The following is a 25,794-nucleotide window of genomic DNA, read 5'->3' as shown; positions in this document are numbered from 1 at the left end:
GTGCTTAATGCTCAAGGCGCTGCGTTTTTCCGGCTGGCCGCTGTTGGCTGGCGTACTTGTCGCACTACTGATTATCCAGCGCTACCCGGAATGGGTCGGCTTGCCAAGCCTCGACGTCAACCTGCAACAGGCGCCGCAGGCCAAGGCTCCGCAGCAAGGCCCCGTGTCCTATGCCGATGCGGTGATCCTCGCCGCGCCGGCGGTAGTCAACCTGTACACCACCAAGGTCGTGAACAAGTCCGGTCACCCGCTGTTCGAGGACCCGCAATTCCGACGCTTCTTTGGTGACAACTCGCCCAAGCAGAAGCGCATGGAATCAAGTCTGGGCTCGGGCGTCATCATGAGCCCGGAAGGCTACATCCTGACCAACAACCACGTCACCAGTGGTGCCGACCAGATCGTGGTGGCACTCAAGGACGGTCGTGAAACCCTGGCGCGGGTGATCGGCAGCGACCCGGAAACCGATCTGGCCGTGCTGAAGATCGATTTGAAAAACCTGCCGGCAATCACCATCGGCCGCTCCGACAGCATCCGCATCGGCGACGTGGCCCTGGCGATCGGCAACCCGTTCGGCGTCGGCCAGACCGTGACCATGGGCATCATCAGCGCCACCGGTCGCAACCAGTTGGGCCTGAACAATTACGAGGACTTCATCCAGACCGACGCCGCGATCAACCCCGGCAACTCCGGCGGTGCGCTGGTGGATGCCAATGGCAATCTCACCGGGATCAATACGGCGATCTTCTCCAAGTCCGGCGGCAGCCAGGGCATTGGCTTCGCCATTCCGGTGAAACTGGCCATGGAGGTGATGAAGTCGATCATCGAGCACGGCCAGGTGATTCGCGGCTGGCTGGGCATTGAAGTCCAGCCGCTGACCCAGGAGCTGGCGGAATCCTTTGGTTTGTCCGGGCGCCCCGGCATCGTCGTAGCGGGGATTTTCCGCGACGGTCCGGCCCAGAAAGCCGGCCTGCAATTGGGCGACGTGATACTCAGCATCGACGGCGAACCGGCCGGCGACGGCCGCCGCTCGATGAACCAGGTGGCGCGGATCAAGCCCACCGACAAGGTCACCATCCAGGTGATGCGCAACGGCAAGGAGCTCAAGCTCACCGCCGAGATCGGCCTGCGTCCACCGCCGGCGCCGGTCGTGCTCAAAGAAGAAGAGTAAACCAATCCCCTGTGGCGAGGGAGCTTGCTCCCGCCGGGTCGCGCAGCGGCCCTGAAAACTATCACCTCAAAACACCAGACAATCCTGTTGGAGCTGCTTCTCGCAGCCCAGCGGGAGCAAGCTCCCGCGCCACAAAAACAATCCGCGAATCGCCTGAATCAGAAATAGCATAAATTCTCATTAGTAGTGTTATATTGTTTCAATACTAAAAATTGGAACAACATAACATGTCATCCTTCAAACGGATTTCCGCTGCCAGTCTCGCCCTCGGCCTGCTCGGTGATCCCGCCTTTGCCGAAGAAATCCAGCCCCTGGAACTCGACGCCATCAACGTCACGTCCGAGTACGAATCCCCCACCGGCCCCGTTTCAGGTTATCGCGCGGCCCGCTCCGCCAGCGCGACCAAAACCGACACCGCCCTGCGCGACGTCCCGCAATCCATCAGCGTGATTCCCGCGAGCGTGCTCAAGGACCTGGGCAGCACCAGCGTCGAACGAGCGCTGGAGTATGCCGGTGGCGTATCGAAGCAGAACAATTTCGGCGGCCTGACGCTTTATGAATACAGCGTGCGCGGCTTTACGACGTCGGAGTTCTACAAGGACGGTTTCAGCGCCAACCGTGGGTACCCAAGCACCCCGGACGCCGCCAATATCGAACGCATTGAAGTTCTCAAAGGCCCGGCGGCCAGCCTTTATGGACGAGGGGATCCTGGCGGGACGGTGAACATCGTCACCAAGAAACCCCAGCTCGAGGCCTTTACCACACTGCAGACCAGCGCAGGCAGCTGGGACCGCTATCGCACCGCGCTGGACGTCAATACGCCACTGGACACCGAAGGCAACCTGCTGTCGCGGGTCAACCTGGCGGTCGAGGACAACAACAGCTTTCGCGATCATGTCGGCGGCAAGCGCGTCTTCGTCGCGCCCTCCATCAGTTGGCAGTTGACCCCCGATACGCGCTTGCTGGTGGAAAGCGAAATCGTGCGTCACAGCTCGACGTTCGATCGAGGCATCGTTGCTCCGAATAATCGCTGGGGTGGCGTCTCACGCTCGACTTTCCTCGGCGAGCCCAACGACGGCGACATCGACAACCACAACAACATGCTCCAGGCCGCCCTTGAGCATCAGCTCAACGATACCTGGCAACTGCGCCTGGCCAGTCATTACAAGCAGGGCGAACTCTGGGGCTTCGCCTCAGAGGCGCGCCCCCTGAATGCCGACGGCCATACCGTGAACCGCCGCTACCGCGAGCGCGACAATAATTGGCACGACAGCATCACCCAACTGGAACTGCGCGGCCAGTTCGACCTCGGCCCCTGGCAGCACGAACTGCTGATTGGGACTGAATACGAGGACTACCGCAAGAACGAGCGCGTGACGACCATCGCCGGCAGCGCTTATCCCATCGACGTCTACAACCCGATCTACGGCCAGCCAAAACCCAACGGTACGCGCTCCGGCACGGATTTCTTCGAGCACGTCAAAAGCAGGGCCGTGAACCTCCAGGACCAGATCATTTTCACCGACAAGCTGCGTGGCCTGCTCGGCGTGCGCTACGAACACTTCGAGCAGAGCATCGACAACCATGTCAACGACGTGACCAGCCGCCAACGCCACGACACCCTGACGCAACGCGCCGGTTTGTTGTACCAACTGACGCCGGAAGTCGGGCTGTTCGCCAACGCCTCCACCTCATTCAAACCCAACAATGGCCTGGACGCCGATGACAAGACTTTCAACCCGGAGGAAGGCGTCGGCTATGAAGCCGGCATCAAGAGCGAGCTGTTCGACAACCGCTTGAGCACCACGCTGGCGGCTTTCCATATCGAAAAAGAAAACGTTCTCAGCCCCGTGGCCGGGACTGACTTCAGTCGCGCCGTGGGCAAGGCCCGTAGCCAGGGCATCGACCTGCAGGTCACCGGCCAGGTGACCGATGCCGTGCGGGTAATCGGCGCCTTCGCCTACATTGATGCCGAAGTGACCAAGGGCGACGAGCAGATCCCCGACGGCAGCCGGATCCTCGGCGTCGCCAAGCGCAGCGGCAGCCTGCTGGGCGTTTATGAATTCCAGGACGGCCATTTGCGGGGCTCGGACGTCGGCGCGGCGTTCACTTACGTCGGTGATCGCTCGGGCGAGGCCGGCAAGGACTTTGAACTGCCGGCCTACCACACCGTGGATCTGCTGGCCCATTACAAAGCCAGCGACGACGTCACCGTGGGCCTGAACCTGAACAACGTCTTCGACGAAAAATACTACGAACGCTCCTACAGCAATTACTGGGTCATGCCCGGCGATCCGCGCAACTTCACTGTCAGCCTCACCCTCGATCTATAAAAAGGAAAATCAGCATGAAATACCCCAAGACCTTCGCCCTGCTCGGTATGCTCCTGGCCATCGATGCCTCGGCCCATGGCCTGTGGACCGAACAACGCCGCGGCAATATCGAAGTGATCTACGGTCACGGTGCCGAAGATAACGCCTTCAAGGCGCAGAAAATCAGTGGCGCCTGGGCCTACGACCTCGGCGGCAAGATGATCCCGGTCACGGTGGAGCGTTTGTCGGACCACGCGCGCCTGCAGCCTCTCAAGCCACCGGCCGTGCTGGCGGTCGCCCTGGACAATGGCATGTGGTCGCAGACCGCCGACAAGAAGTGGGTGAACGAGGGCCGCAGCAAAGTGCCCGGAGCGATCGAGTCGACCCAGACCTTCAAGTACAGCCTGGCGATCTATGAGCCGGGAGCGAAGTTACCGAAGCTGGATCAGATCAAGTTCGTGATCGTGCCGGAAGTCGACCCGCTGACCGTCGGCCCCGGCCAATCGCTGCCGGTGCGGGTACTGCTCGATGGCAAACCGGCTGCCAGCGTGAAGCTGGTCGGCGACTACCGCAGCGCACCGAACACCGTGAGCACGGAAACCGACGCCGAAGGCCGGGCCAAGGTGCTGGTGCGCAATGAAAGTTTGAACGTGATCGCCGCGAGCATGGAAATCCCGCTCAAGGACAACAAGGACGTGGCGACACGCGGGGTGTTTACCTCGCTGACGTTCCTCGGCGAGCCGCATCACGAGTAAGGCTCGAAAACTGCGGGAGCTGACGCCTTCGCGAGCAGGCTCGCTCCCACAGGGCCGTGCTGAAGGTTAGAGCTCGCCGAGAGCCTCGATCAGTGCCTGGTTCTGCTCCGGCGTGCCGATGCTGATCCGCAGGAACTGGGCGATGCGCTCTTGCTTGAAGTGCCGCACGATCACGCCTTGCTCGCGCAGCTTCGCCGCCAGGCCCGCCGCGTCGTGTCGGGGGTGGCGGGCGAAGATGAAGTTGGCCGCCGACGGCAGCACTTCAAAACCCTTGGCCTCAAGCTGCCCAACTACCCATTCGCGATGCTCGATGACCGACCGGCAGGTCCGCTCAAAATACTCGCGATCATCGAACGCCGCGGCGCCGCCGACATTCGCCAGGCGATCCAGCGGGTAGGAGTTGAAACTGTTCTTGATCCGCTCCAGCGCTTCGATCAGATCCGGATGGCCCACCGCCAGGCCCACACGCAGCCCCGCCAGCGAGCGCGACTTGGACAGCGTTTGCGTCACCAGCAGGTTCGGATAACGATCCACCAGACTGATGGCCGTCTCGCCGCCGAAATCGATATAGGCCTCGTCGACCACCACCACCGAATCCGGGCTGGCCTTGAGGATCTGCTCCACCGCGTCCAGCGCCAGCAGGCAACCGGTCGGCGCGTTCGGGTTGGGGAAAATGATCCCGCCATTGGGCTTGGCGTAGTCCGCCGGGTCGATCCGGAACTGCGCATCCAGCGGCACCGCATCGAACTGGATACCGTACAGCCCGCAATACACCGGATAGAAGCTGTAGCTGATGTCCGGAAACAACAGCGGGTGATCGTGCTGCAACAAGCCGTGGAAGATGTGTGCCAGCACTTCATCCGAACCATTGCCCAGGAACACCTGGTTGGTATGCACCCGGTAATACCGGGCCACGGCGCTTTTCAGCAGATCACTGTTGGGATCCGGATACAGGCGCAGATTGTCGTTCAGCTCGGTCTGCATCGCGGCCAGGGCCTTGGGCGATGGGCCGTAGGGGTTTTCGTTGGTGTTGAGCTTGACCAGCCGGGTCAGCTTCGGCTGTTCGCCCGGCACATACGGCACCAGGTCCTTGACGAACGGGCTCCAGAATTTACTCATTTCAGTTCCCCTTCTGTTCGTCTTTGATGCGGTACTCGGCGCTACGGGCGTGGGCGCTCAACGATTCGCCGCGGGCCAGCACCGAAGCGGTCTTGCCGAGTTCGGACGCGCCCTGCTCGGAGCAGAAAATGATCGACGAACGTTTCTGGAAATCGTAAACGCCCAGCGGCGACGAGAAACGCGCGGTGCCGGAAGTCGGCAGTACGTGGTTGGGGCCGGCGCAATAGTCGCCAAGCGCCTCGGAGGTATGACGGCCCATGAAGATCGCACCGGCATGACGAATCTTCGGCAGCCAGGCTTGCGGGTCGGCGACCGATAATTCCAGGTGTTCCGGCGCAATGCGATTGGCGACCTCCATGGCCTGCTCCATGTCATCGACCTTGATCAGCGCACCACGACCATTGATCGAGGTGTTGATGATCTCGGCGCGGTCCATGGTCGGCAGCAACCTGGCGATGCTGGCGGCGACCTTGTCGAGGAATTCGGCGTCCGGACTGACCAGGATGGCCTGGGCATCTTCGTCGTGCTCGGCCTGGGAAAACAGGTCCATGGCAATCCAGTCCGGGTCGGTCTGGCCGTCACAGACCACGAGGATTTCCGAGGGGCCGGCGATCATGTCGATGCCGACCTGGCCAAATACGTGGCGCTTGGCGGTGGCGACATAAATGTTGCCCGGCCCGACCACCTTGTCGACCCGCGGCACGCTTTCGGTGCCATAGGCCAACGCAGCCACCGCCTGCGCACCGCCGATGGTGAACACTCGGTCGACGCCGGCGATGCAGGCGGCCGCCAGCACCAACTCCTTGATCTCCCCGCGCGGGGTCGGGACGACCATGACCACTTCGGTCACGCCGGCCACCTTGGCCGGAATCGCGTTCATCAACACCGAAGACGGATAGGAGGCCTTGCCACCTGGCACATACAGGCCGGCGCGGTCCAGTGGCGTGACTTTCTGGCCGAGCACCGTGCCATCGGCCTCGGTGTAGCTCCAGGAGTCCTGCTTCTGTCTTTCGTGATAGCTGCGCACACGGGAGGCGGCTTTTTCCAAGGCTTCGCGCTGGGGCACGGTGATTCGGGTCAGGGCCAGCTCCAGGCGCTCGCGCGGCAGGATCAGGTCGGCCATCGAGGCGACTTTCAGGCCGTCGAACTTCTGGGTGAACTCCACCAGGGCGGCATCACCGCGCTCGCGCACGGCCTTGATGATGTCGAGCACACGCTGATTGACCGAGTCGTCGGACACGCTCTCCCAGCTCAGCAGGTGATCCAGATGATGTGCAAAATCCGGGTCGGCAGCGTTGAGTCGGCGAATCGAGGTGGGAGCGGTCATAGCGAGGGCCTCATTAATGGCAAATGCTCAGGCGCCCTAAGCTACCAGTCCATTCGCGTGGGCACCTGAGAAAATTGGCTATGACGCGGATAGACGGGCGCGACGCAGAAGTCGCGCGGGTGAATCAGCCGCGGTGTCGTGATTCCACTGCCTTGCGCAGGGTATCGATCAGCGCCTGGATGCGGGCGTGCTGCATTTTCATCGAAGCCTTGTTGACGACCAGTCGGGAGGTGACGTCGGCGATGAAATCCTGCGGCTCAAGACCGTTGGCCCGCAACGTATTGCCGGTGTCGACGACGTCGATGATCTTGTCCGCCAGGCCGATCAGCGGCGCCAGCTCCATCGAACCGTAGAGCTTGATGATGTCGACCTGACGGCCTTGCTCGGCGTAGTAACGCTTGGCAATGTTGACGAACTTGGTCGCCACCCGCAGGCGGCCCTTGGGCTCGGGGGCGCCGACCTTGCCGGCGGTCATGAGCTTGCAGCGGGCGATCCGCAGGTCCAGCGGCTCGTAAAGGCCCTGGCCGCCATACTCCATCAGCACGTCCTTGCCGGCTACGCCCAGGTCGGCGGCGCCATGTTCAACATAAGTCGGCACATCGGTGGCGCGCACGATCAACAAGCGCACGTCGGCCTGGGTCGTGGGGATGATCAGCTTGCGGCTCTTGTCCGGATTCTCGGTCGGCACGATGCCCGCTTCGGCCAGAAGCGGCAGGGTGTCGTCAAGGATGCGGCCCTTGGACAGTGCGATGGTCAACATGGGAAACGTCAGTCCTTATCAAGGTACTCATGCCTGGTCGCAAGCGGCGCCAGACAGACATCGAGGGTGTGACCACCCTCGATGTGAAACGAAATCAGAGGGCACCTCCCTGTGCCCGTTCAGCCGGGACTAGCCCGGTACGCGACGGATCTTGGCGCCGAGCATCTGCAGCTTCTCTTCGATGCACTCGTAGCCACGGTCGATGTGGTAGATGCGGTCGATCAGCGTGTCGCCTTCGGCAACCAGCGCCGAGATGACCAGGCTGGCCGAGGCCCGCAGGTCGGTCGCCATGACTGGCGCGCCCTTCAGTTTCTCGGTCCCGGTGACGATGGCGGTGTTGCCTTCGACCTGGATCCTCGCGCCCATGCGGTGCAGCTCGTAGACGTGCATGAAACGGTTTTCGAAGATCGTCTCGATCACCGCGCCCGTGCCTTCGGCAATGGCGTTGAGGGAGATGAACTGCGCCTGCATGTCAGTCGGGAACGCCGGGTATGGAGCGGTCCGCACGTTGACGGCTTTCGGCCGCTTGCCGTGCATGTTCACTTCGATCCAGTCTTCACCGCAGGTGACTTCGGCACCGGCTTCCTTGAGTTTTTCCAGGACGGCTTCGAGGATGGTCGGATCGGTGTCCTTGACCTTGACGCGACCACCGGTGACGGCGGCGGCTACCAGGTAGGTGCCGGTTTCGATACGGTCCGGCATCACTTTATAGGTGGCCGAGTGCAGGCGCTCGACGCCATCGATGGTGATGGTGTCGGTGCCGGCGCCGCTGATCCTGGCGCCCATGGCGATCAGGAAATTCGCCAGGTCCACCACTTCAGGCTCGCGGGCAGCGTTTTGCAGCACGCTGCGGCCCTTGGCAAGGGCGGCGGCCATCATGATGTTTTCGGTACCGGTCACGCTGACGGTGTCGAAGAAGAAATGCGCGCCACGCAGGCCGCCTTCAGGGGCCTTGGCCTTGATGTAGCCGCCTTCGACGTCGATCACCGCGCCCATGGCTTCGAGGCCACGGATGTGCAGGTCCACCGGACGTGAACCGATCGCGCAACCGCCAGGCAAGGCGACTTCGGCTTCACCGAAACGAGCGACCATCGGGCCGAGTACCAGGATCGACGCACGCATGGTCTTAACCAGTTCGTACGGCGCGATCAGGGTCTTGATGGTGCGCGGGTCGATTTCGACGCTGAGCTTCTCGTCGATCACCGGCTCGATGCCCATGCGACCGAACAGCTCGATCATCGTGGTGATGTCGTGCAGGTGCGGCAGGTTGGCCACGGTCACCGGGCCATCGCACAACAGCGTCGCGGCCAGGATCGGCAGGGCGGAGTTCTTTGCCCCGGAAATACGGATTTCGCCATCAAGACGAACGCCGCCGGTAATTATCAGTTTATCCATAAGAATCTCGAGGCCCTTGGGCTCAGGTGCGCTCGGCCCAGGCCGCGCGGCTGAAAAATTTCATCGTGACCGCGTGGATGCTGCCATCGGCGATCCATGGGTTCAAATGGGCATAGACGCTCTGCTGACGCTTCACTGGGCTCAACGCCGCCAGTTCATCGCTGATTACGTTCAACTGGAAGTTGCAGCCTTCGCCTTCAACTTCCACCTGCGTATCAGGCAGCTTTCCTTCAAGAAAGCTCTTCACTTCTACAGCCTGCATGCTCAACCTCAATCGGCGCCCTGTGCGCACGGGTCGCACATCATACAAAAAAGCCCCGCGCCTGCGAACCCCGCGAAGCAGGACTCTGACAGGGGGCTTTCCAGCGATGTGGGTCAGGGATGCGCCATCAGCTCGGTCAGTTCGCTGACCTGGGCTATTTCGCGCATGTCTTCGGGCATCCCGCGGATGCTCCACGTTTTGCCGGCGGCCTTGGCGTCGCGCACGAAGCACAGCAGCAGCGACAGGCCGACGCTGCTGGACTTGCGCACGCCCGAACAGTCGATTATCAACTCAGCGGTCTTTGCGGACTTGATCAGCGCCAGGCCCTGCTTGCGCAAGCCCGGGCCGGTGCGGTAATCCAGCACGCCGCTGAGCAGCAGTTCGCCGGCCTCGCTCAGGCGGATGGCCGATTCACTCACCGGCTCATTCATTGTTGCTGCTTCTCTTGGGCGTCTTCGGCAACTTCCTTGGCCTTGGCGACTTCACCGGCCCAACCATTGATGGTCTTGTCCAGGTCATTGCCATTGCGCTGCATCGCATCGGCGAACTGATCACGGAACAATTTGCCGATGTTGATGCCGTTGATGATCACGTTGCGCACTTTCCACTCGCCGTTGATTTTCTCGAGTGTGTAGGAAACCGGGTAAACGGCGCCATTGTTGCCCTTGACCGTCATGCCGACGCTGGTGCGCTCGCCTGACTCATCCTTGGCCGGGTCGACCGTGATGCCCTGGTTGTTGTACTCGAGCAAGGCGTTGCCGTAGAACTGGAACAGGCTGCGCTTGAAGTTTTCCTGGAAGCGGGTCATCTGCGCGGGCGTAGCCTTGCGCGAATACTTGACGGTCATGATGCTCTTGGAAATGCCGTCTGCATCCACCACCGGCCCGACGATACGATTCAGGGACTCATAGAACGCGCCCGGGTCCTGCTTGTACTTTTCCTTGTTGGCTGAAAGATCGGCCAACAATTGATCGGTGGTCGTCTTGATGATGTCGTGCGCCGAAGGCGCCGCCACGGCGTTGCCCATCAGCGGCAGCGCCGCCAGCAGGACCAGCAGGCTGCGTCGCAGGATAGAGATCATTCAAAAGCTCCTCATTTGGCATCTTTGCTAACGGTATTGAGCAGGAATTTACCGATCAGGTCCTCAAGCACCAGCGACGACTGCGTGTCGTGGATGGTCCCGCCATCCTTGAGCAGGGAATCTTCCCCGCCCACGCTGATACCGATGTATTTCTCACCCAACAGCCCAGCCGTGAGAATAGATGCAGTGGAATCAGTCGGCAGGTTATCCACGCGCTTTTCCAGTTGCAGCGTCACTCGACCGGTGAAACTGTCGCGATCCAGATCGATTGCCGTGACCTTGCCGATGGTCACACCGGCCATGGTCACCTTGGCTCTGACCGTCAAACCGGCGATATTGTCAAAATAAGCATAAAGTTTATAAGTATCGGTGCTTGCGGTCGGCGCCAGGCCACTGACCCGCAGGGCCAGCAACAGCAAAGCCAGGATGCCAGCCAGCAGGAAAAGGCCGACACCGATTTCCAGGGTGCGGTTTTGCATCAGAAATCTCCAAACATCAAGGCGGTCAGAATAAAGTCAAGGCCCAGGACGGCCAACGAGGCGTATACCACGGTCTTGGTTGTGGCACGGCTGATCCCCTCTGACGTGGGCTCACAGTCATAACCTTGAAACACGGCGATCCAGGTCACCACGAAAGCGAATACGGCACTCTTGATCACACCGTTGAGCACATCGTCGAGAAAATCGACGCTGTTCTGCATGTTGGCCCAGTAGGAGCCTTCATAGACCCCCAGCCAATCGACGGCAACCCATGAGCCGCCCCAGATCCCGACGACACTGAAAATCATTGCCAGCACCGGCAGGGAAATGAAGCCGGCCCACAAGCGGGGGGCAATGATGTACTTGAGCGGGTCGACACCGATCATTTCCAGGCTGGACAACTGTTCGGTGGACTTCATGTTACCGATCTCGGCCGTCAACGCCGAACCGGCGCGTCCGGCAAACAGCAGCGCAGTGACCACGGGCCCGAGCTCACGCAGCAACGTCAGCGCAACCATCTGCCCGACCGCCTGCTCCGACCCGTAGCTGGACAATATGCTGAAGCCCTGTAGCGCCAGCACCATGCCGATGAAGATCCCCGAGACGACGATGATCACCAGGGACATCACCCCCACCGAATGCAGTTGCTTGACCAGCAAGCCAAAACCGCCGCCGGTCGAATTGCGACCGAGCAAGGCATGCATCAGGAACAGCGAGGAACGCCCCAGCACTGCCACCACGTCGATGCCCGAGCGACCGAACAGGCGGACTCTTTCTATTAATGACTTCTTGCGCATCAGCGCTTCCCCAGCAGATCGGTACGGTAATCCGTGGCCGGAAAATGGAACGCCACCGGGCCGTCCGGATCACCCTTCATGAATTGGCGAATACGCGGGTTGTCCGAATCCTTCAACTCCTGGGGCGTGCCCTGCCCCAGCACTTGGCCGTCACCGACCACATAGATGTAGTCGGCGATGCTCGCGGTTTCGGCCAGGTCGTGGGACACCACGATGCTGGTGATGCCCAGCGCATCGTTGAGCAGGCGGATCAGGCGCACGAGCACGCCCATGGCGATAGGGTCCTGCCCGACGAAGGGCTCGTCGTACATGAGGATCTGCGGATCAAGGGCAATCGCCCGAGCCAACGCGACCCGACGCTTCATGCCACCGGACAGCTCATCCGGCATCAGCTCCAGGGCGCCGCGCAGCCCGACTGCCTGCAATTTGAGCAGGACGATGTCGCGGATCATCTCTTCCGGCAGCTCCGTATGGACCCGCAAGGGAAACGCCACGTTTTCGAACACGTCGAGATCAGTAAACAGCGCACCGCTCTGGAACAGCACGCCCATATGCTTGCGCGCATCGAACAGGTCGCTGCGCGACAGTTCTGGAAGATTCTGGCCATTGACCCAAACCTCGCCGGCACTGGGGCGCAATTGCGCGCCCATCAGACGCAACAGCGTGGTTTTGCCGCAGCCGGAAGGCCCCATGATGCCGGTCACCTTGCCGCGCGGGATGCGAATATCGATGTCATTAAAAATGCTGCGCGTCCCTCGCTTGAAGGACAGCCCCTTCAGCTCGACCGCGTAGGCGTTGTCGGCACTCATCTAAACTCCTTGCGATGCAGCCTCATATTCGGATGTCCCGGCCAGCCGACAAACGCCGGTAAACGCCGGGCACACGAACCGGCGGCGAACTATATCACTGCAACGGTCAGGCGCCCAATGCCCGCGCCCGCCCGTTAAGCCTCGCTTGAGTAAAAACGTCACATTTCGTGTCAAGCCTAGAGGCTGTCCGAACAAAGCATGACGAACTAACGTGAGAGAATCGTTCATTGCCGGTATAATCGCCGCCTTTTCATCGGGCTGTACGATTTCTGACATGAGCCAATCCAGCGAACTGATTCAATCGGCACAACGTACTCTCCGCCTCGAACTCGAAGCCGTGCAAGGTTTACTGGCCCATATCGATGCTGATTTCGTACGCGCATGCGAGATGATTCTGTCCAGCAAGGGCCGCGTGGTCGTGGTGGGCATGGGCAAATCCGGGCACATTGGCAACAAGATTGCCGCAACCCTGGCCAGCACCGGCACCCCGGCGTTTTTTGTCCACCCCGCCGAAGCCAGCCATGGCGACATGGGTATGATCACTCGGGACGACATCATCCTGGCGCTGTCGAACTCCGGCTCCACCAATGAAATCGTGACCCTGCTGCCGTTGATCAAGCGCCTGGGCATCCAGTTGATCAGCCTCACCGGCAATCCCGACTCGCCGCTGGCCAAGGCCGCCGAGGTGAATCTCAACGTGCATGTCGAACACGAAGCCTGCCCGCTGAACCTGGCACCTACCTCTTCCACCACGGCGGCGCTGGTCATGGGCGACGCCCTGGCCGTGGCCTTGCTGGAAGCCAGGGGCTTCACTGCCGAAGATTTCGCTTTCTCCCACCCCGGTGGCGCCCTTGGCCGCCGGCTGCTGCTCAAGGTCGAGAACGTGATGCACGCGGGAGAAGCATTGCCGCAGGTACAACGTGGCACGCTGCTCAAGGACGCCCTTATGGAAATGACCCGCAAAGGCCTGGGCATGACCGTTATCCTGGAGTCGGACGGCAAGCTCGCCGGGATCTTCACCGACGGCGACCTGCGTCGCACCCTGGATCGCACCATCGATATCCACAGCACGACTATCGATGAGGTCATGACCCCCCACGGCAAGACAGCCCGGGCGGAAATGCTCGCTGCTGAAGCGTTGAAGATCATGGAAGACCACAAGATCAGCGCCCTGGTGGTGGTTGACGACGAAGACCGCCCAGTGGGCGCCCTGAATATGCACGACTTGCTGCGTGCAGGAGTCATGTAAATGAGCACAGACCTGCTGCAACGCGGCAAAGCGATCAAACTGGCAGTGTTCGACGTCGACGGCGTGCTGACCGATGGTCGCCTGTACTTCCTCGAAGACGGCAGCGAATTCAAGACGTTCAACACCCTCGATGGCCAGGGCATCAAGATGCTCATGGCCACCGGCGTGCAGACTGCAATCATCAGTGGCCGCAAGACCCCGGTGGTCGAACGGCGCGCGAAGAACCTCGGTATCCCGCACCTTTATCAGGGGCGCGAAGACAAATTGGTGGTGCTGGATGAACTCCTCGGCCTACTCAATCTAAGCTATGAGCAGGTCGCCTACCTCGGTGACGATCTGCCAGACCTTCCGGTGATCCGCCGTGTCGGCCTGGGCATGGCAGTGGCCAACGCGGCTGCCTTCGTACGCGAGCACGCCCATGGCGTCACCACAGCGAGGGGCGGCGAAGGCGCGGCCCGCGAATTCTGTGAACTGATCCTGCGTGCCCAGGGCCACCTTGAAGCGGCCAACGCCGCGTACCTGTGAGCCACCTATGCTGAGCAAGAAAATTCGCACCATCCTGGTGTTCGGCTGTATCGCAGCGATCTTCGCCGCGGTGGGCTACTGGAACATCAGCCCGGAACGCTTCCTCGACCAGCCTGCGGTCCAGGCGCCGGAAAACGATATCGACTGGTATGCGACCAACACGCATACCTTGCAGTACCTGCCCGATGGCAAGTTGCAGTATGAAATGACCTCGGACAAGGTCGATCACGTTAAGGCCAGCGACATCACGCTGGTCACCAAGCCGGACCTGAACATGTTCCGCGGCACGCCGTTCCCGTGGCACGTACAAAGCGAGCGCGCCGAGGTCAATCCCGGCGGCACCGAAGTGGAACTGATCGACTCGGTACGCGTGGCCCGAACCGATGAGAAGAACCGTACCACCATCATCACCAGCACGCGTATGACGGTCTTCCCGCAGCGCCAATATGCGCAGACCGAGCAACCCGTTAGAATCGACGGCGCCGGCGGCGTGTCGACCGGCACGGGAATGAAGGCCTATTTGAAGGAAAGCAGGATACACCTGCTATCGAACGTAAGAGGACAGTATGAAGCTCGCTAAAACCCTCCCTATTTTGCTCAGTCTGGGCGCAGCACTGGGAAGCGCGAGCGCCTGGGCCCTCCCCACCGACCGCGACCAGCCTATCCGCATCCAGGCCGACGACGCGCAACTGGACGACAAGAACGGCGTCGCCACCTACAAAGGCGACGTGATCATCACCCAGGGCTCGATGAAGGTCACCGGCAACACTGTGACCATCACGCGCACCCAGTCCGGCGACATCGACGTGGTGACCTCGGTCGGCAACCTGGCCTACTTCGAGCAAATGCAGACCGCAGGAGACACCAAGCCGGTCCAGGGCTATGGCGTCACCATCCAGTACCACGCCTCCCAGGACCGCGTCGTGCTGATCGACCGCGCCAAGGTTGTCGACAAGGACAATAACGTGACCCAAGGCGAGAAAATCGTCTACGACACCAACAAGAAACTGGCCAGCGCCGGTCGTGCCACTGGCAGCAAGGTCACCGAATCGCGCCCGCGCATCGACATGGTGATCCAGCCGAAAAAGAAAACCGACGAGCAGAAGGCCCAGTAATGGCAACTCTGAAAGCTCAGCATCTGGCCAAGAGCTACAAGAACCGCCAAGTCGTACGTGACGTCAGCCTGTCCATCGAAAGCGGCCAGATCGTTGGCCTGCTCGGCCCCAACGGCGCGGGCAAGACCACCTGTTTCTACATGATTGTCGGCCTGGTGCAGGCCGACCAGGGTCGCGTACTGATCGATGATCTGGATGTCAGCCACCGGCCGATGCATGGCCGGGCAAAAGCCGGCATTGGCTACCTGCCCCAGGAAGCGTCGATCTTTCGCAAGCTTTCGGTGGCCGACAACATCATGGCGATCCTGGAAACCCGCCAGGAGCTCGACAAGGCCGGCCGTCGCCAGGAGCTGGAAAGCCTGCTGCAGGAATTCCATATCAGCCACATCCGCGACAACCTGGGCATGAGCCTGTCCGGTGGCGAACGTCGCCGCGTGGAGATCGCCCGTGCTCTGGCCACCGCGCCGAAATTCATTCTGCTCGACGAGCCGTTTGCCGGCGTGGACCCGATTTCGGTGGGCGACATCAAGCAGATCATCCATCACCTCAAGGCCAAGGGAATCGGCGTGTTGATCACCGACCACAACGTGCGCGAGACGCTGGATATCTGCGAAACCGCCTACATCGTCAACGATGGCCAACTGATCGCCGAGGGCGATTCCGCCACCATCCTGGCCAACGAACTGGTCAAGGAAGTGTACCTGGGTCATGAGTTCCGCCTTTAAGCCAAAGGTTGCCTGGCGGATGCCCGGGCGCCCTCAATTAATTGAGATCGCCCCCTAGGCAAACACTTCAGTTTCAGGCATATAATTTGCTTAAGTTTGGCGCTCCGGCGCCCTGTAGTGGATGGCGCATGTGCGCCGGCGAATAAGGTGTTAAGCCCCAGCCATGAAACCATCGCTAGTCTTGAGAATGGGCCAGCAGCTGACGATGACACCGCAGCTGCAACAGGCTATCCGCCTGCTCCAATTGTCGACCCTGGACCTGCAACAGGAAATCCAGGAGGCGCTGGAGTCCAATCCGATGCTCGAACGCCAGGAAGAAGGCGACGACTTCGACAATACCGACCCACTGGCCGACAACGTCGAGCAGAAAACCACCCCGGAAATTCCGGAACCGTCCTATCAGGAAGCCGCCCCGACGGTGGATAACCTCGAGGATGGGGAATGGAACGAACGCATTCCCAATGACCTGCCCGTGGACACGGCGTGGGAAGACGTCTACCAGACCAGCGCCAGCAGCCTGCCAGGCGGTGACGACGACGAGTGGGACTTCACCACCCGCACCTCCGCTGGCGAAAGCCTGCAGAGCCATCTGTTGTGGCAGCTGAACCTGGCGCCGATGTCGGATACCGATCGGCTGATCGCGGTTACGCTGATTGATTGCATCAACAACCAGGGCTACCTGGACGAGACCCTCGAGGAAATCCTCGAAGCCTTCGACCCGGAACTTGATATCGAGCTGGACGAGATCGAAGCCGTCCTGCACCGTATCCAGCAGTTCGAACCCGCCGGCATCGGCGCGCGCAACCTCGGTGAGTGTCTGCTGCTGCAATTGCGCCAACTGCCCGCCAAGACGCCGTGGCTGGCCGAAGCCAAGCGCCTGGTAACCGACTACATCGACCTGCTGGGCGGCCGCGACTACAGCCAGTTGATGCGCCGGATGAAGCTCAAGGAAGATGAGCTGCGCCAGGTCATCGAGCTGGTGCAAAGCCTGAATCCGCGCCCCGGCTCGCAAATCGAGTCCACCGAGCCCGAGTATGTCGTTCCCGATGTGATTGTGCGCAAGCACAACGATCGCTGGCTGGTGGAGCTGAACCAGGAATCGGTACCCAAGCTGCGGGTCAATGCCCAATACGCCGGTTTCGTGAAGCGCGCCGACACCAGCGCTGACAATACCTTCATGCGCAACCAGTTGCAGGAGGCGCGCTGGTTCATCAAGAGCCTGCAAAGCCGCAACGAAACCCTGATGAAAGTAGCCACCCAGATCGTCGAGCATCAGCGCGGCTTCCTGGAGTACGGCGACGAAGCGATGAAACCGTTGGTCCTGCACGATATCGCCGAGGCGGTGGGCATGCACGAGTCGACGATCTCAAGGGTGACCACCCAGAAATTCATGCATACCCCAAGGGGCATCTATGAATTGAAATACTTTTTCTCCAGCCACGTCAGTACCTCCGAAGGCGGTGAATGCTCGTCCACGGCCATCCGCGCGATCATCAAAAAACTGGTCGCCGCGGAAAATCAGAAAAAGCCGTTGAGTGACAGCAAGATCGCTGGTTTACTGGAGGCACAAGGCATTCAGGTGGCCCGCCGTACCGTCGCCAAATACCGCGAATCCCTGGGAATCGCACCTTCGAGCGAACGCAAGCGGTTGATGTAACAGGCCACGCCACAGCGTTCCAGTGGCAGGTATTTCTGCCTGCCGCTTTATGCACTGGCAACGAAGGAGAAGCTGTATGCAAGTCAACATCAGTGGACACCAACTGGAAGTGACCGAACCCCTGCGCACCTACATCGGCGAAAAACTCGACCGATTGGAAAGGCATTTCGACAAGATCACCAACGTGCAAGTCACGATGAACGTCGAGAAGCTGCTGCAGAAAATCGAAGCCACGCTGCATATCCCCGGCGGAGAAGTGGTTGCCAACGCAGAGCATTCAGATATGTATGCCGCGATTGACCTGCTGACCGACAAGCTGGATCGCCAACTCAAAAAGCATAAGGAAAAGACCCAGAGCCTCCTCCAGGGCGCAACCGGTCGTTAACCCCCCCAATCCATGATCCGACTAGAATCCATCCTGACCCCCGGCCGTTCCCAGGTGAACGCGCCGGGTGGCAGTAAAAAGAAAGCCCTCGAACAAATCGCCAACCTGATCCACCGCGAAGTACCGGATCTGGAAATGCAGGATGTCTTCGAGGCGCTGGTTGCCCGTGAAAAACTCGGTTCCACCGGTTTTGGCAACGGCATCGCCATCCCCCATTGCCGTCTCAAAGGTTGCTCCGCGCCAATCAGCGCGCTATTACACCTTGAAGCCCCCATAGATTTCGACGCCATCGACGGCGCCCCGGTCGATCTGCTGTTCGTATTGCTGGTCCCGGAAGCGGCGACCGATGCGCACCTCGAGCTGCTGCGCCAGATCGCCAGCATGCTCGACCGCAAGGAAGTACGCGAAAAACTGCGCAGCGCCTCAAGCAACGAAGCCTTGTATCAGGTAGTCCTGGACGAGCAGAACGGCCATTAATCATGCGCATGATCATTGTCAGTGGCCGCTCCGGCTCCGGTAAAAGCACGGCCCTCAATGTTCTTGAGGACAGCGGCTACTATTGCATCGACAATTTGCCGGCCGGCCTGCTTCCAGAACTGGCCGAGCGCGCCCTTATCCACACCGAGCTGGCGCAACCGCTGGTCGCCGTATCGATCGACGCCCGTAACCTGCCAAGCCATTTGTCACGGTTCCCGGCATTGCTTGAGGAAGTGCGCAACCGGCACATCCAGTGCGACGTGTTGTACCTGGACGCTGACGAAGAAACCCTGCTCAAGCGCTTCTCGGAGACCCGCCGACGCCACCCGCTGAGCAACGCCAGTCGTTCCCTGGCTGAAGCAATCCATGACGAGAGCCAACTGCTGGGACCGATTGCCGACCTGGCGGACCTGAAGGTCAACACTACCAACCTGAACCTGTATCAGCTGCGCGACACCATCAAGTTGCGCCTGCTGAACCAGCCGGAACCGGGCACGGCGTTTCTGGTGGAGTCGTTCGGCTTCAAGCGTGGCATGCCTGTGGACGCCGACCTGGTGTTTGACGTCCGCTGCCTGCCCAACCCTTACTGGAAACCCGAGTTGCGTGAGCAATCCGGGCTCGACCAGCCGGTAATCGACTACCTGGCTGCGCAGCCTGATGTCGAGGAAATGTACCAGGATATTTCCAGCTACCTGCTAAAATGGCTGCCGCGTTTTGCCGCTAGCAACCGTGCCTATGTCACGATTGCCATCGGCTGCACTGGCGGTCATCACCGCTCCGTATACCTGACCGAACGCCTGGGTCAGCTCCTGCAACAATCCCTGAAGAATGTCCAGGTTCGCCACCGCGACCTCAGCTAAAGGATTCACATCGCGATGCCTGCTCGGGAAATTGAAATTATCAACAAGCTGGGATTGCATGCCCGTGCATCGGCGAAATTTGTCGGTGTCGCAGGTAAGTTTCCGGATACCACGATCAGGGTCGGGCGCACGCCGGAGGCAACAGTCGACGGTAAGAGCATCATGGCGATGATGATGCTGGCTGCGGGTAAAGGCACCAAGATCCACTTGAGTACCGAAGGTGAACAGGCGCAGGAAGCCATGGATGCGCTGGTGGAGCTGATCAACAACTATTTCGACGAAGGCGAGTAACCAAGCGCCGCTGATTGACCCGTGGCGAGGGAGCTTGCTCCCGCTGGGCTGCGAAGCAGCCTCTCTTTCTCGACACAGATGATAGCAAGGTGATTACGACTGCTTCGCAGCCGAGCGGGAGCAAGCTCCCTCGCCACAAAAGCTCATCCACTTGCACATCATCCCAACGCCGTATCCATCACCATCATCAAGCAGAACCCGAGCAACAGACCCAGGCTCGCCAGTTTTTCATGTCCATTGCGGCGCGACTCAGGGATGACCTCATGGGTCACCACCAGCAGCATCGCTCCAGCGGCCAGCGCCAGCCCCAACGGCAACAGCACCTCGGCCAACGTCACCAGCCAGGCACAGAGCAATGCGAACAGCGGCTCGACCAGCCCTGACGCTGCGCCAATCAGGAACGCCTTGACCCGCGACATCCCCGCCGCGGCCAGCACCAGCGCAATCACCAGCCCTTCCGGCACATCCTGCAAAGCGATGCCCATCGCCAGGCTATCGGCATCCGCCATGCCGCCGCCCGCCGAAACGCCGACCGCCATGCCTTCCGGAATGTTGTGAGCGATGATGGCGAACACGAACAACCAGATCCGCGGCGCAATAACCGGTCGTGCTGGCGTCGCAACCAGTCTTTCAGGGCTGGCAGAGACCTTGCGGTCCACCAGATACAGCCCGAACGCCCCCGACAGGATGCCGAAACAGATGAGCCCGCTGGCCGCCCAAGGCGTGAAGCCCAACTGTTCGGCCGCGGCAATGCCCGGCACGATCAGCGAAAACGCCGTGGCCGCGAGCATCACCCCGGCACCGAACCCCAACAGCGAATCGCTCATGGCCTGAGGCATGCGCCGTATCACCAGCACCGGCACCGCGCCCAACGCCGTACCCAAGGCGCAAAGCCCACCGCCCTGGAGCGCGCGCAATATTTTCGGCTCAAGGTCTAGCCACGCCAGCCCTTGGGCAGCCAACAAAGTCATCCCGACCAACAGCAGCAGCGATCCCAAGGCGTAGCGGAACATCCGCCCGCCGCCTATCGCCAGAGTTTCAGTGTCCATAGTCAGCCTTGGGTTGTTTGCAAGCAGCTCAAGCAAGCGCAGCCTGGTAGCGCCGGGCGACTTCCGGCCAATTGATCACGTTGTAAAACGCGTTGATGTATTCTGGACGGCGGTTTTGATATAGCAGGTAGTAGGCATGTTCCCAAACGTCCAGACCCAGGATCGGCGTATTGCCGCTCATCAGCGGACTGTCCTGGTTGCCGCTGCTTTCTACTACCAAGGTCTTTTGCGGGGTCACACTCAACCAGGCCCAGCCGCTGCCGAAGCGGGTCAGTGCCGCTTTCGTGAAGGCTTCCTTGAACTGATCGAGACCGCCCAACTGCGCGTCTATTGCCGCTGCCAGCGCACCGTCCGGCTGGCCGCCACCGTGGGGCGTCATTACTTCCCAGAACAACGAGTGGTTCGCATGACCACCGCCCTGGTTGATCACCGCGGCTCGCAGCGCCTGCGGTAATTGCTCCACGCTGGCCAGCAGTTTTTCGATGGGCCAATCGGCATATTCAGTGCCATCCACTGCCGCGTTGAGGTTGTTGATATAGGTCTGGTGATGCTTGGTGTAATGAATCTCCATGGTCTGCGCATCGATGTGCGGTTCCAGGGCGTCGTAGGCGTAAGGCAATGCAGGCAAGGTGAAAGCCATCTCAGTGGACTCCGTAATGATGAGGGACGTGGCTGTGCCGGGACGAAACGGCAGCGCTGTGCAGCAGGCGCTGAGTGCGCGGGTACTCGCCGTACTCGCTGATGAAATTCAGCAGTTCGACATAGGTCCTGTGGCTCTGGCGCATCGCCGCGGCACGCAGGGCCGGCGCCAGGCGTTCGTCCTGCATGGTCTGCAATAACCGTTGGTGAACCGCGCAGAGGTACTCGGCGCTCTCCTCCGGCTGGTTCAGGCGCAAGTGCAGATCCGCCAGGTTGTGATGCGACACCACACAGGCGGCCACCGCTTCGTCAGCATCCGCCCAACGCTCGAACAACACCTGCGCCAAGGCCAGGGCCTGCAGGTAGGCTTCGCGGGCATCCACCCATTCACCCTGCAGGAAATGGTTATTGGCCCGCTCGATCGTACGTTTCCAATGCTCCATGATGAGTCCTCCACACAAGTGTCGGGTTACACACCGCCTGCGGTGAGCTTTTCCGGGTCCAGCAGGATCTCCAGTTCGGCGCGCGACAGGTCGGTGTGTTCCAAGGCGACATCGATCACCGGGCGACCTTGCTGGTAAGCCTTCTTGGCGATTTCAGCGGCCTTCTGGTAACCAATGATCGGATTCAGTGCCGTGACCAGGATGGGATTGCGCGACAGCGCCTCCTTGAGCCTGGCTTCGTTGACCTTGAACGTGGCGATGGCCTTGTCCGCCAGCAGTCGGCTGGCGGTGGACATCAGAGCGATGCTGCTCAACAGGTTCTGGGCAATGATCGGCAGCATCACGTTGAGTTCGAAATTGCCCGATTGGCCGGCGATGGTAATCACCGTGTCGTTACCGATGACCTGGGCCGCAACCATGGCGGTGGCCTCGGGAATCACCGGGTTGACCTTGCCGGGCATGATCGAGGAGCCCGGCTGCAGGCCTTCGAGCTCGATCTCGCCCAGGCCGGCCAATGGCCCCGAGTTCATCCAGCGCAGGTCGTTGGCGATTTTCATCAGCGACACGGCGGTGGTCTTGAGCTGCCCGGAAACCGCCACGGCGGTGTCCTGGGAGCCGATCAGCGCAAACAGGTTCTTGCCCGGGGTGAATTGCACCTGGGTCAGTTGCGTCAGTTGCTGGCTGAACAATTCGGCGAAGCGCGGATGGGCGTTGACGCCAGTTCCAACCGCCGTACCGCCCTGGGCCAGGGACTGCAGGCTCGGCAACAGATCCTGCAAGTGGCCGATGTTGGCCTTGAGCTGTTGCGCCCAACCGTCGAGCACCTGGCTCAAGCGCACCGGCATGGCATCCATAAGGTGGGTGCGGCCAGTCTTGATGAATGGGTGGACTTGCTCGGCCTTGCGTTCGATCACTTGAACCAGGTGCAATAGCGCCGGCAGCAGCTGCTCATGCAGCGCCAGCGCGGCGCTGACATGAATGCTGGTCGGGATGATGTCATTGCTGCTCTGGCCACAGTTGACGTGGTCGTTCGGGTTGACCACCTCTCCCAGCAAGCGGCTGGCAAGCGTGGCAATCACTTCATTGGCGTTCATGTTGGAACTGGTGCCGGAGCCGGTCTGGAAGATATCCACCGGGAAATGCGCCATGAAGTCGCCTTCGAGCAGCCCTTGGGCCGCATCGACGATGGCCTTGCCCTGGGCGGCGCAGATTTGCTCCAGCTCGACGTTGGCTCGGGCGGCAGCCGCCTTGGCCAGGATCAGGGCACGAATGAACTGCGCGGGCATGCGTTGGCCGCTGACCGGGAAATTATCCACCGCGCGCTGGGTCTGCGCGCCATAGAGTGCGTCCACGGGGACCTGAAGTTCACCCATGCTGTCGCGTTCGATACGGGTATTACTCATCGGGAAATCCTTGCTCCAGTTCAATAAGGGAAATCGACGGTTCCAGCGCGCAGGTGGCCAGCGCCCAGGCATGGCTTTGCCAACGCTTTAGGCGGCAGCGGCAAAGCGCTTGCCGCTCAAGTTCACGCAAAGGGCGCCAGGCTTGATCCAGGCAGAGGTTGCGCCAGTGCCAGGGCAGCGCGACATCCGATGCGGTGTCGAGCAACAGCCGGAAGGCGGTTTCGCCAATCATCCACGGCGACGTGGCGGTGCAACAGGCCAGGTAGCGCCCCTCGGCCAGGTAGTGTTCGATCAGCCGCGGTTCGTCCGGGCTCATCGCGCAGCGGATCTGGCGACTCATCCAGCGCCAGTTTTCAAGGTAGGGTTGTTCGTGCAGGGCAAGACTCATGACCGGGGCTCACTCGGCGAATGAGATTCATTATTAGATGATAATAAGAACCAACACAACCACGAACGACACAAAAAATCACTGTGGCGAGGGAGCTTGCTCCCGCTCGGTTGCGTAGCGACCGCAAGGTCTTGGGGCCTGCTGCGCAGCCCAGCGGGAGCAAGCTCCCTCGCCACAAAAGCGCTCTCGCCGCTGGATCTTCGGGTACAAAAAAAGGCGCGTCACCCCAGTGGATGACGCGCCTTTTTTACAGGGTGAGGCGTTAGCTCCCCGCCACCATCATTCGCTCGATCAGCACCGAGCCGGTGCGGATGTTGCTGCGCAGCTCCAGGTCGCTGCCCACCGCCACGATCTGCTTGAACATATCGCGCATGTTACCGGCAATGGTGACTTCCTGGACCGGGAATTGGATCTCGCCGTTTTCGACCCAGAACCCCGCCGCGCCACGGGAATAATCGCCGGTCACCATGTTCAGACCATGGCCCATCAACTCGGTGACCAGCAACCCACGCCCCATGCGCCGCAGTAGCGCTGCCTGGTCTTCCTCGCCATGGGTGACGAACAGGTTGTGCACACCACCGGCGTTAGCGGTGCTCGGCATGCCCAATTTGCGCCCCGAATAGGTGCCGAGGATGTACGAAACCAGCTCGCCGTTTTCCACGAACGGCTTGGCATAAGTGGCCAGGCCATCCCCGTCGAAAGCCGAACTGCCCATGGCTTGCATCAGGTGCGGACGCTCGTCGATGGTCATCCATTCGGGAAACAGTTTCTGGCCCAGCGCCCCTTCGAGGAACGAGGATTTGCGGTACAGGTTGCCGCCGGACACCGCCGACAGGAAGCTGCCGAACAAGCCACCGGCCAACTCGGCGGAGAACAGCACCGGCACCTCACAGGTCGGCACAGGCCGCGCGCCCAGGCGACTGGCGGCCCGTTGCGCAGCTTTCTGGCCGATGCTCACCGGGTCCGCCAGCAATGTGCCCTGGCGGCTCACGTCGTACCAGTAGTCGCGCTGCATCTGCCCGTCAGCCTCGGCGATCATCACGCAGCTGAGGCTGTGACGGGTCGATGCGTACCCGCCGATGAAACCATGGCTGTTGCCATAAACGCGGCAGCCTTGGTGGGTATTGAGCGTAGTGCCGTCGGCGTTCTTGATCCGGCTGTCGGTGTCGAATGCTGCCGCCTCGCAGCGCAATGCCTGCTCGATGGCCTGCTCGGGCGTGATGTCCCAGGCGTGGAACAGATCGAAGTCCTTGAGCTCCTTGCACATCAGCGCGGCATCGGCCAGGCCGGAGGCCTCGTCTTCGGACGTATGCTGGGCAATCGCCAGTGCAGCGGCGACTGTTTCGCGAATGGCGTCAGGGCCGCTGGCCGAAGTGCTGGCCGACCCCTTGCGCTGCCCCACGTAAAGGGTGATGCCAAAGCCCTGGTCGCGATTGAACTCGACGGTTTCCACCTCGCGTTGGCGCACCGACGTCGACAGCCCCTGCTCCAGCGACACCGCCACTTCGCACGCGCTGGCGCCCTGTCGCCTGGCTTCGGCGAGGATCTGCTCGACCTGTTCCTGCAGTGCCGGCAATGCTTGCGGGCCGACGCTTTGAACTGCACTCATGGTGTTCTCCACTCAAATTCTGCTTTCGGTAATGGCCATCGAGCGACCGGGCCGGACAAGCGGCCCCCGACTGGTTATCATGGCGGCGTTTCTTTGCGGACTGCCACCATGGTTGATTCTTACGACGACTCCCTCTACGAGGGTGAAAAAAGCAAATCCCAGGTCAAACGCGAGCTGCATGCTCTGGTTGACCTCGGCGAGCGCCTGACAACACTCAAGCCTGACTTGCTGGCCAAACTGCCCTTGACCGACGCCTTGCGCCGGGCCCTGGCCGATGCGCCCAAGCACACCGCGAATATCGCGCGTAAACGGCACCTGCAATTCATCGGCAAGCTGATGCGCGACCAGGACACTGACGCCATCCTGGTTCTGCTCGACCAGCTCGATGCCTCCACCCGGCAGTACAACGAGCGTTTCCACAACCTGGAACGCTGGCGTGATCGCCTGATCGCAGGCGATGACGGCACTCTGGAAAAATTCGTCATCGACTACCCGGAGGCCGATCGCCAGCAACTGCGCTCGCTGATCCGCCAGGCCCAGCACGAACTGGCGCAGAACAAGCCGCCGGCGTCGAGCCGTAAAATCTTCAAGTACATCCGTGAGCTGGACGAAACCCAACGCGGCCTGCGCTGATCGTAACAGCTTGACTCCTCTGCAAGAGGTGGCAGTTATCGTGGCGAGGGAGCTTGCTCCCGCTCGGTTGCGTAGCAACCGC

Annotated in this window: 30 protein-coding genes; 14 read left to right on the top strand and 16 right to left on the bottom strand. The window is 60.9% G+C overall.

The genetic code is table 11. The annotated features are described in order from the left end of the window. Nucleotides 1–7: 7 nt before the first annotated feature. The 3 genes from algW to ACE04F_RS17875 all read left to right on the top strand — a co-directional run bounded on the left by algW (nt 8) and on the right by ACE04F_RS17875 (nt 4,235). Entirely contained in the window at nt 8–1,168 is a 1,161-nt protein-coding gene (algW, locus tag ACE04F_RS17885) for a Do family serine endopeptidase AlgW (RefSeq protein WP_486108731.1), read from the top strand. A gap of 227 nt (nt 1,169–1,395) precedes the next feature. Continuing rightward, a complete protein-coding gene (locus tag ACE04F_RS17880) occupies nt 1,396–3,501 on the top strand; it encodes a TonB-dependent siderophore receptor (protein WP_486108729.1) in 2,106 nt (701 codons plus the stop codon). A 14-nt stretch (nt 3,502–3,515) separates the two neighbouring features. Further along, nucleotides 3,516–4,235, top strand: a complete 720-nt coding sequence (locus ACE04F_RS17875) for a DUF4198 domain-containing protein (protein ID WP_486108727.1) — start codon at nt 3,516–3,518, stop codon at nt 4,233–4,235. 66 nt (nt 4,236–4,301) lie between these two features. Here the strand turns inward: ACE04F_RS17875 and hisC are convergent, their stop codons facing one another. The 10 genes from hisC to ACE04F_RS17825 form a co-directional block, all read right to left on the bottom strand. Next, nucleotides 4,302–5,354, bottom strand: a complete 1,053-nt coding sequence (hisC, locus tag ACE04F_RS17870; RefSeq protein WP_486108725.1) for a histidinol-phosphate transaminase — start codon at nt 5,352–5,354, stop codon at nt 4,302–4,304. Nucleotide 5,355: 1 nt separating this feature from the next. Beyond that, nucleotides 5,356–6,681 carry a histidinol dehydrogenase gene (gene hisD, locus ACE04F_RS17865; protein WP_486108723.1) on the bottom strand — a complete coding sequence of 442 codons (1,326 nt, stop codon included), beginning with the start codon at nt 6,679–6,681 and terminating at the stop codon, nt 5,356–5,358. A 124-nt stretch (nt 6,682–6,805) separates the two neighbouring features. Then, a complete protein-coding gene (hisG, locus tag ACE04F_RS17860) occupies nt 6,806–7,441 on the bottom strand; it encodes an ATP phosphoribosyltransferase (RefSeq protein ID WP_305496776.1) in 636 nt (211 codons plus the stop codon). Nucleotides 7,442–7,570: 129 nt separating this feature from the next. Beyond that, nucleotides 7,571–8,836, bottom strand: coding sequence for a UDP-N-acetylglucosamine 1-carboxyvinyltransferase (murA, locus tag ACE04F_RS17855; RefSeq protein WP_434569795.1), 1,266 nt, complete (start codon nt 8,834–8,836; stop codon nt 7,571–7,573). Nucleotides 8,837–8,858: 22 nt separating this feature from the next. Next, entirely contained in the window at nt 8,859–9,098 is a 240-nt protein-coding gene (locus ACE04F_RS17850; RefSeq protein WP_486108721.1) for a BolA family protein, read from the bottom strand. 113 nt (nt 9,099–9,211) lie between these two features. After that, the gene (locus ACE04F_RS17845; protein ID WP_486108860.1) at nt 9,212–9,517 is read right to left on the bottom strand and encodes an STAS domain-containing protein; all 306 of its coding nucleotides are present in this window, start codon (nt 9,515–9,517) and stop codon (nt 9,212–9,214) included. 8 nt (nt 9,518–9,525) lie between these two features. Continuing rightward, the gene (locus tag ACE04F_RS17840) at nt 9,526–10,179 is read right to left on the bottom strand and encodes an MlaC/ttg2D family ABC transporter substrate-binding protein (protein ID WP_305496782.1); all 654 of its coding nucleotides are present in this window, start codon (nt 10,177–10,179) and stop codon (nt 9,526–9,528) included. Nucleotides 10,180–10,190: 11 nt separating this feature from the next. Continuing rightward, nucleotides 10,191–10,658 carry an outer membrane lipid asymmetry maintenance protein MlaD gene (gene mlaD / locus ACE04F_RS17835; RefSeq protein ID WP_186613429.1) on the bottom strand — a complete coding sequence of 156 codons (468 nt, stop codon included), beginning with the start codon at nt 10,656–10,658 and terminating at the stop codon, nt 10,191–10,193. Further along, nucleotides 10,658–11,455, bottom strand: coding sequence for a lipid asymmetry maintenance ABC transporter permease subunit MlaE (mlaE, locus tag ACE04F_RS17830; RefSeq protein WP_434561153.1), 798 nt, complete (start codon nt 11,453–11,455; stop codon nt 10,658–10,660). Before mlaE ends, mlaD begins: the two co-directional genes overlap by 1 nt. Next, nucleotides 11,455–12,264, bottom strand: a complete 810-nt coding sequence (locus ACE04F_RS17825) for an ATP-binding cassette domain-containing protein (RefSeq protein ID WP_305496786.1) — start codon at nt 12,262–12,264, stop codon at nt 11,455–11,457. The genes mlaE and ACE04F_RS17825 overlap by 1 nt, the downstream gene beginning before the upstream one ends. A gap of 274 nt (nt 12,265–12,538) precedes the next feature. Here ACE04F_RS17825 and ACE04F_RS17820 point away from each other — a divergent pair, with 274 nt between their 5' ends. The 10 genes from ACE04F_RS17820 (at nt 12,539) to ACE04F_RS17775 (ending at nt 19,548) form a co-directional block, all read left to right on the top strand. Further along, entirely contained in the window at nt 12,539–13,513 is a 975-nt protein-coding gene (locus ACE04F_RS17820; protein WP_486108717.1) for a KpsF/GutQ family sugar-phosphate isomerase, read from the top strand. After that, nucleotides 13,514–14,038: a KdsC family phosphatase gene (locus ACE04F_RS17815; RefSeq protein WP_486108715.1), complete on the top strand. Its 525-nt coding sequence runs from the start codon at nt 13,514–13,516 to the stop codon at nt 14,036–14,038. 7 nt (nt 14,039–14,045) lie between these two features. Beyond that, nucleotides 14,046–14,618 carry an LPS export ABC transporter periplasmic protein LptC gene (lptC, locus tag ACE04F_RS17810; RefSeq protein WP_486108713.1) on the top strand — a complete coding sequence of 191 codons (573 nt, stop codon included), beginning with the start codon at nt 14,046–14,048 and terminating at the stop codon, nt 14,616–14,618. Then, nucleotides 14,605–15,153 carry a lipopolysaccharide transport periplasmic protein LptA gene (gene lptA, locus ACE04F_RS17805; protein ID WP_305496790.1) on the top strand — a complete coding sequence of 183 codons (549 nt, stop codon included), beginning with the start codon at nt 14,605–14,607 and terminating at the stop codon, nt 15,151–15,153. Before lptC ends, lptA begins: the two co-directional genes overlap by 14 nt. Further along, complete coding sequence (gene lptB, locus ACE04F_RS17800; protein WP_305496791.1) at nt 15,153–15,878, top strand: LPS export ABC transporter ATP-binding protein; 726 nt, start codon at nt 15,153–15,155, stop codon at nt 15,876–15,878. Before lptA ends, lptB begins: the two co-directional genes overlap by 1 nt. 163 nt (nt 15,879–16,041) lie before the next feature. Further along, nucleotides 16,042–17,535, top strand: coding sequence for an RNA polymerase factor sigma-54 (locus tag ACE04F_RS17795; RefSeq protein WP_305496793.1), 1,494 nt, complete (start codon nt 16,042–16,044; stop codon nt 17,533–17,535). 76 nt (nt 17,536–17,611) lie between these two features. Continuing rightward, nucleotides 17,612–17,920, top strand: coding sequence for a ribosome hibernation-promoting factor, HPF/YfiA family (gene hpf / locus ACE04F_RS17790; RefSeq protein WP_039592236.1), 309 nt, complete (start codon nt 17,612–17,614; stop codon nt 17,918–17,920). 12 nt (nt 17,921–17,932) lie between these two features. Beyond that, entirely contained in the window at nt 17,933–18,397 is a 465-nt protein-coding gene (gene ptsN, locus ACE04F_RS17785; RefSeq protein WP_486108710.1) for a PTS IIA-like nitrogen regulatory protein PtsN, read from the top strand. Between the two features lie 2 nt (nt 18,398–18,399). After that, entirely contained in the window at nt 18,400–19,257 is an 858-nt protein-coding gene (rapZ, locus tag ACE04F_RS17780) for an RNase adapter RapZ (RefSeq protein WP_486108708.1), read from the top strand. 15 nt (nt 19,258–19,272) lie between these two features. Next, a complete protein-coding gene (locus ACE04F_RS17775; protein ID WP_458129268.1) occupies nt 19,273–19,548 on the top strand; it encodes an HPr family phosphocarrier protein in 276 nt (91 codons plus the stop codon). 158 nt (nt 19,549–19,706) lie between these two features. Here the strand turns inward: ACE04F_RS17775 and ACE04F_RS17770 are convergent, their stop codons facing one another. From ACE04F_RS17770 to pmbA, 6 genes are all read right to left on the bottom strand, one after another. After that, nucleotides 19,707–20,597, bottom strand: coding sequence for a ZIP family metal transporter (locus tag ACE04F_RS17770; RefSeq protein WP_486108705.1), 891 nt, complete (start codon nt 20,595–20,597; stop codon nt 19,707–19,709). 28 nt (nt 20,598–20,625) lie between these two features. Continuing rightward, nucleotides 20,626–21,237 carry a superoxide dismutase gene (locus ACE04F_RS17765; RefSeq protein WP_486108703.1) on the bottom strand — a complete coding sequence of 204 codons (612 nt, stop codon included), beginning with the start codon at nt 21,235–21,237 and terminating at the stop codon, nt 20,626–20,628. Nucleotide 21,238: 1 nt separating this feature from the next. Next, entirely contained in the window at nt 21,239–21,679 is a 441-nt protein-coding gene (locus ACE04F_RS17760; protein WP_486108702.1) for a hypothetical protein, read from the bottom strand. Between the two features lie 26 nt (nt 21,680–21,705). Then, a complete protein-coding gene (locus tag ACE04F_RS17755) occupies nt 21,706–23,082 on the bottom strand; it encodes a class II fumarate hydratase (RefSeq protein WP_486108700.1) in 1,377 nt (458 codons plus the stop codon). Then, a complete protein-coding gene (locus tag ACE04F_RS17750; protein WP_434626109.1) occupies nt 23,075–23,470 on the bottom strand; it encodes a FagA protein in 396 nt (131 codons plus the stop codon). The genes ACE04F_RS17755 and ACE04F_RS17750 overlap by 8 nt, the downstream gene beginning before the upstream one ends. A gap of 262 nt (nt 23,471–23,732) precedes the next feature. Next, nucleotides 23,733–25,079 (bottom strand): metalloprotease PmbA, encoded by a 1,347-nt coding sequence (gene pmbA, locus ACE04F_RS17745; RefSeq protein ID WP_486108697.1) that lies wholly within the window; start codon nt 25,077–25,079, stop codon nt 23,733–23,735. A 108-nt stretch (nt 25,080–25,187) separates the two neighbouring features. Here pmbA and yjgA point away from each other — a divergent pair, with 108 nt between their 5' ends. After that, entirely contained in the window at nt 25,188–25,712 is a 525-nt protein-coding gene (gene yjgA / locus ACE04F_RS17740) for a ribosome biogenesis factor YjgA (protein WP_014336624.1), read from the top strand. Nucleotides 25,713–25,794 lie beyond the last annotated feature (82 nt).

This window comes from Pseudomonas sp. AGC41 (genome assembly GCF_057334555.1).
Note: the sequence above shows the minus strand (reverse complement) of the source record. Positions and strands in the feature narration are given on the sequence as shown.

Excerpts from the sequence above, each read along its gene's own strand:
- ACE04F_RS17775 (WP_458129268.1), top strand. The coding sequence starts at position 19,273 with ATGCCTGCTCGGGAAATTGAAATTATCAACAAGCTGGGATTGCATGCC.
- ACE04F_RS17825 (WP_305496786.1), bottom strand. The coding sequence starts at position 12,264 with ATGAGTGCCGACAACGCCTACGCGGTCGAGCTGAAGGGGCTGTCCTTC.
- lptA (WP_305496790.1), top strand. The coding sequence starts at position 14,605 with ATGAAGCTCGCTAAAACCCTCCCTATTTTGCTCAGTCTGGGCGCAGCA.
- mlaD (WP_186613429.1), bottom strand. The coding sequence starts at position 10,658 with ATGCAAAACCGCACCCTGGAAATCGGTGTCGGCCTTTTCCTGCTGGCT.
- hisD (WP_486108723.1), bottom strand. The coding sequence starts at position 6,681 with ATGACCGCTCCCACCTCGATTCGCCGACTCAACGCTGCCGACCCGGAT.
- pmbA (WP_486108697.1), bottom strand. The coding sequence starts at position 25,079 with ATGAGTGCAGTTCAAAGCGTCGGCCCGCAAGCATTGCCGGCACTGCAG.
- hisC (WP_486108725.1), bottom strand. The coding sequence starts at position 5,354 with ATGAGTAAATTCTGGAGCCCGTTCGTCAAGGACCTGGTGCCGTATGTG.
- ACE04F_RS17875 (WP_486108727.1), top strand. The coding sequence starts at position 3,516 with ATGAAATACCCCAAGACCTTCGCCCTGCTCGGTATGCTCCTGGCCATC.
- ACE04F_RS17770 (WP_486108705.1), bottom strand. The coding sequence starts at position 20,597 with ATGGACACTGAAACTCTGGCGATAGGCGGCGGGCGGATGTTCCGCTAC.
- hpf (WP_039592236.1), top strand. The coding sequence starts at position 17,612 with ATGCAAGTCAACATCAGTGGACACCAACTGGAAGTGACCGAACCCCTG.
- murA (WP_434569795.1), bottom strand. The coding sequence starts at position 8,836 with ATGGATAAACTGATAATTACCGGCGGCGTTCGTCTTGATGGCGAAATC.
- algW (WP_486108731.1), top strand. The coding sequence starts at position 8 with ATGCTCAAGGCGCTGCGTTTTTCCGGCTGGCCGCTGTTGGCTGGCGTA.
- lptB (WP_305496791.1), top strand. The coding sequence starts at position 15,153 with ATGGCAACTCTGAAAGCTCAGCATCTGGCCAAGAGCTACAAGAACCGC.
- ACE04F_RS17760 (WP_486108702.1), bottom strand. The coding sequence starts at position 21,679 with ATGGAGCATTGGAAACGTACGATCGAGCGGGCCAATAACCATTTCCTG.
- hisG (WP_305496776.1), bottom strand. The coding sequence starts at position 7,441 with ATGTTGACCATCGCACTGTCCAAGGGCCGCATCCTTGACGACACCCTG.
- ACE04F_RS17880 (WP_486108729.1), top strand. The coding sequence starts at position 1,396 with ATGTCATCCTTCAAACGGATTTCCGCTGCCAGTCTCGCCCTCGGCCTG.
- ACE04F_RS17755 (WP_486108700.1), bottom strand. The coding sequence starts at position 23,082 with ATGAGTAATACCCGTATCGAACGCGACAGCATGGGTGAACTTCAGGTC.
- ACE04F_RS17765 (WP_486108703.1), bottom strand. The coding sequence starts at position 21,237 with ATGGCTTTCACCTTGCCTGCATTGCCTTACGCCTACGACGCCCTGGAA.
- ACE04F_RS17795 (WP_305496793.1), top strand. The coding sequence starts at position 16,042 with ATGAAACCATCGCTAGTCTTGAGAATGGGCCAGCAGCTGACGATGACA.
- ACE04F_RS17840 (WP_305496782.1), bottom strand. The coding sequence starts at position 10,179 with ATGATCTCTATCCTGCGACGCAGCCTGCTGGTCCTGCTGGCGGCGCTG.
- ACE04F_RS17850 (WP_486108721.1), bottom strand. The coding sequence starts at position 9,098 with ATGCAGGCTGTAGAAGTGAAGAGCTTTCTTGAAGGAAAGCTGCCTGAT.
- lptC (WP_486108713.1), top strand. The coding sequence starts at position 14,046 with ATGCTGAGCAAGAAAATTCGCACCATCCTGGTGTTCGGCTGTATCGCA.
- mlaE (WP_434561153.1), bottom strand. The coding sequence starts at position 11,455 with ATGCGCAAGAAGTCATTAATAGAAAGAGTCCGCCTGTTCGGTCGCTCG.
- rapZ (WP_486108708.1), top strand. The coding sequence starts at position 18,400 with ATGCGCATGATCATTGTCAGTGGCCGCTCCGGCTCCGGTAAAAGCACG.
- ACE04F_RS17750 (WP_434626109.1), bottom strand. The coding sequence starts at position 23,470 with ATGAGTCTTGCCCTGCACGAACAACCCTACCTTGAAAACTGGCGCTGG.
- ACE04F_RS17815 (WP_486108715.1), top strand. The coding sequence starts at position 13,514 with ATGAGCACAGACCTGCTGCAACGCGGCAAAGCGATCAAACTGGCAGTG.
- yjgA (WP_014336624.1), top strand. The coding sequence starts at position 25,188 with ATGGTTGATTCTTACGACGACTCCCTCTACGAGGGTGAAAAAAGCAAA.
- ACE04F_RS17820 (WP_486108717.1), top strand. The coding sequence starts at position 12,539 with ATGAGCCAATCCAGCGAACTGATTCAATCGGCACAACGTACTCTCCGC.
- ptsN (WP_486108710.1), top strand. The coding sequence starts at position 17,933 with ATGATCCGACTAGAATCCATCCTGACCCCCGGCCGTTCCCAGGTGAAC.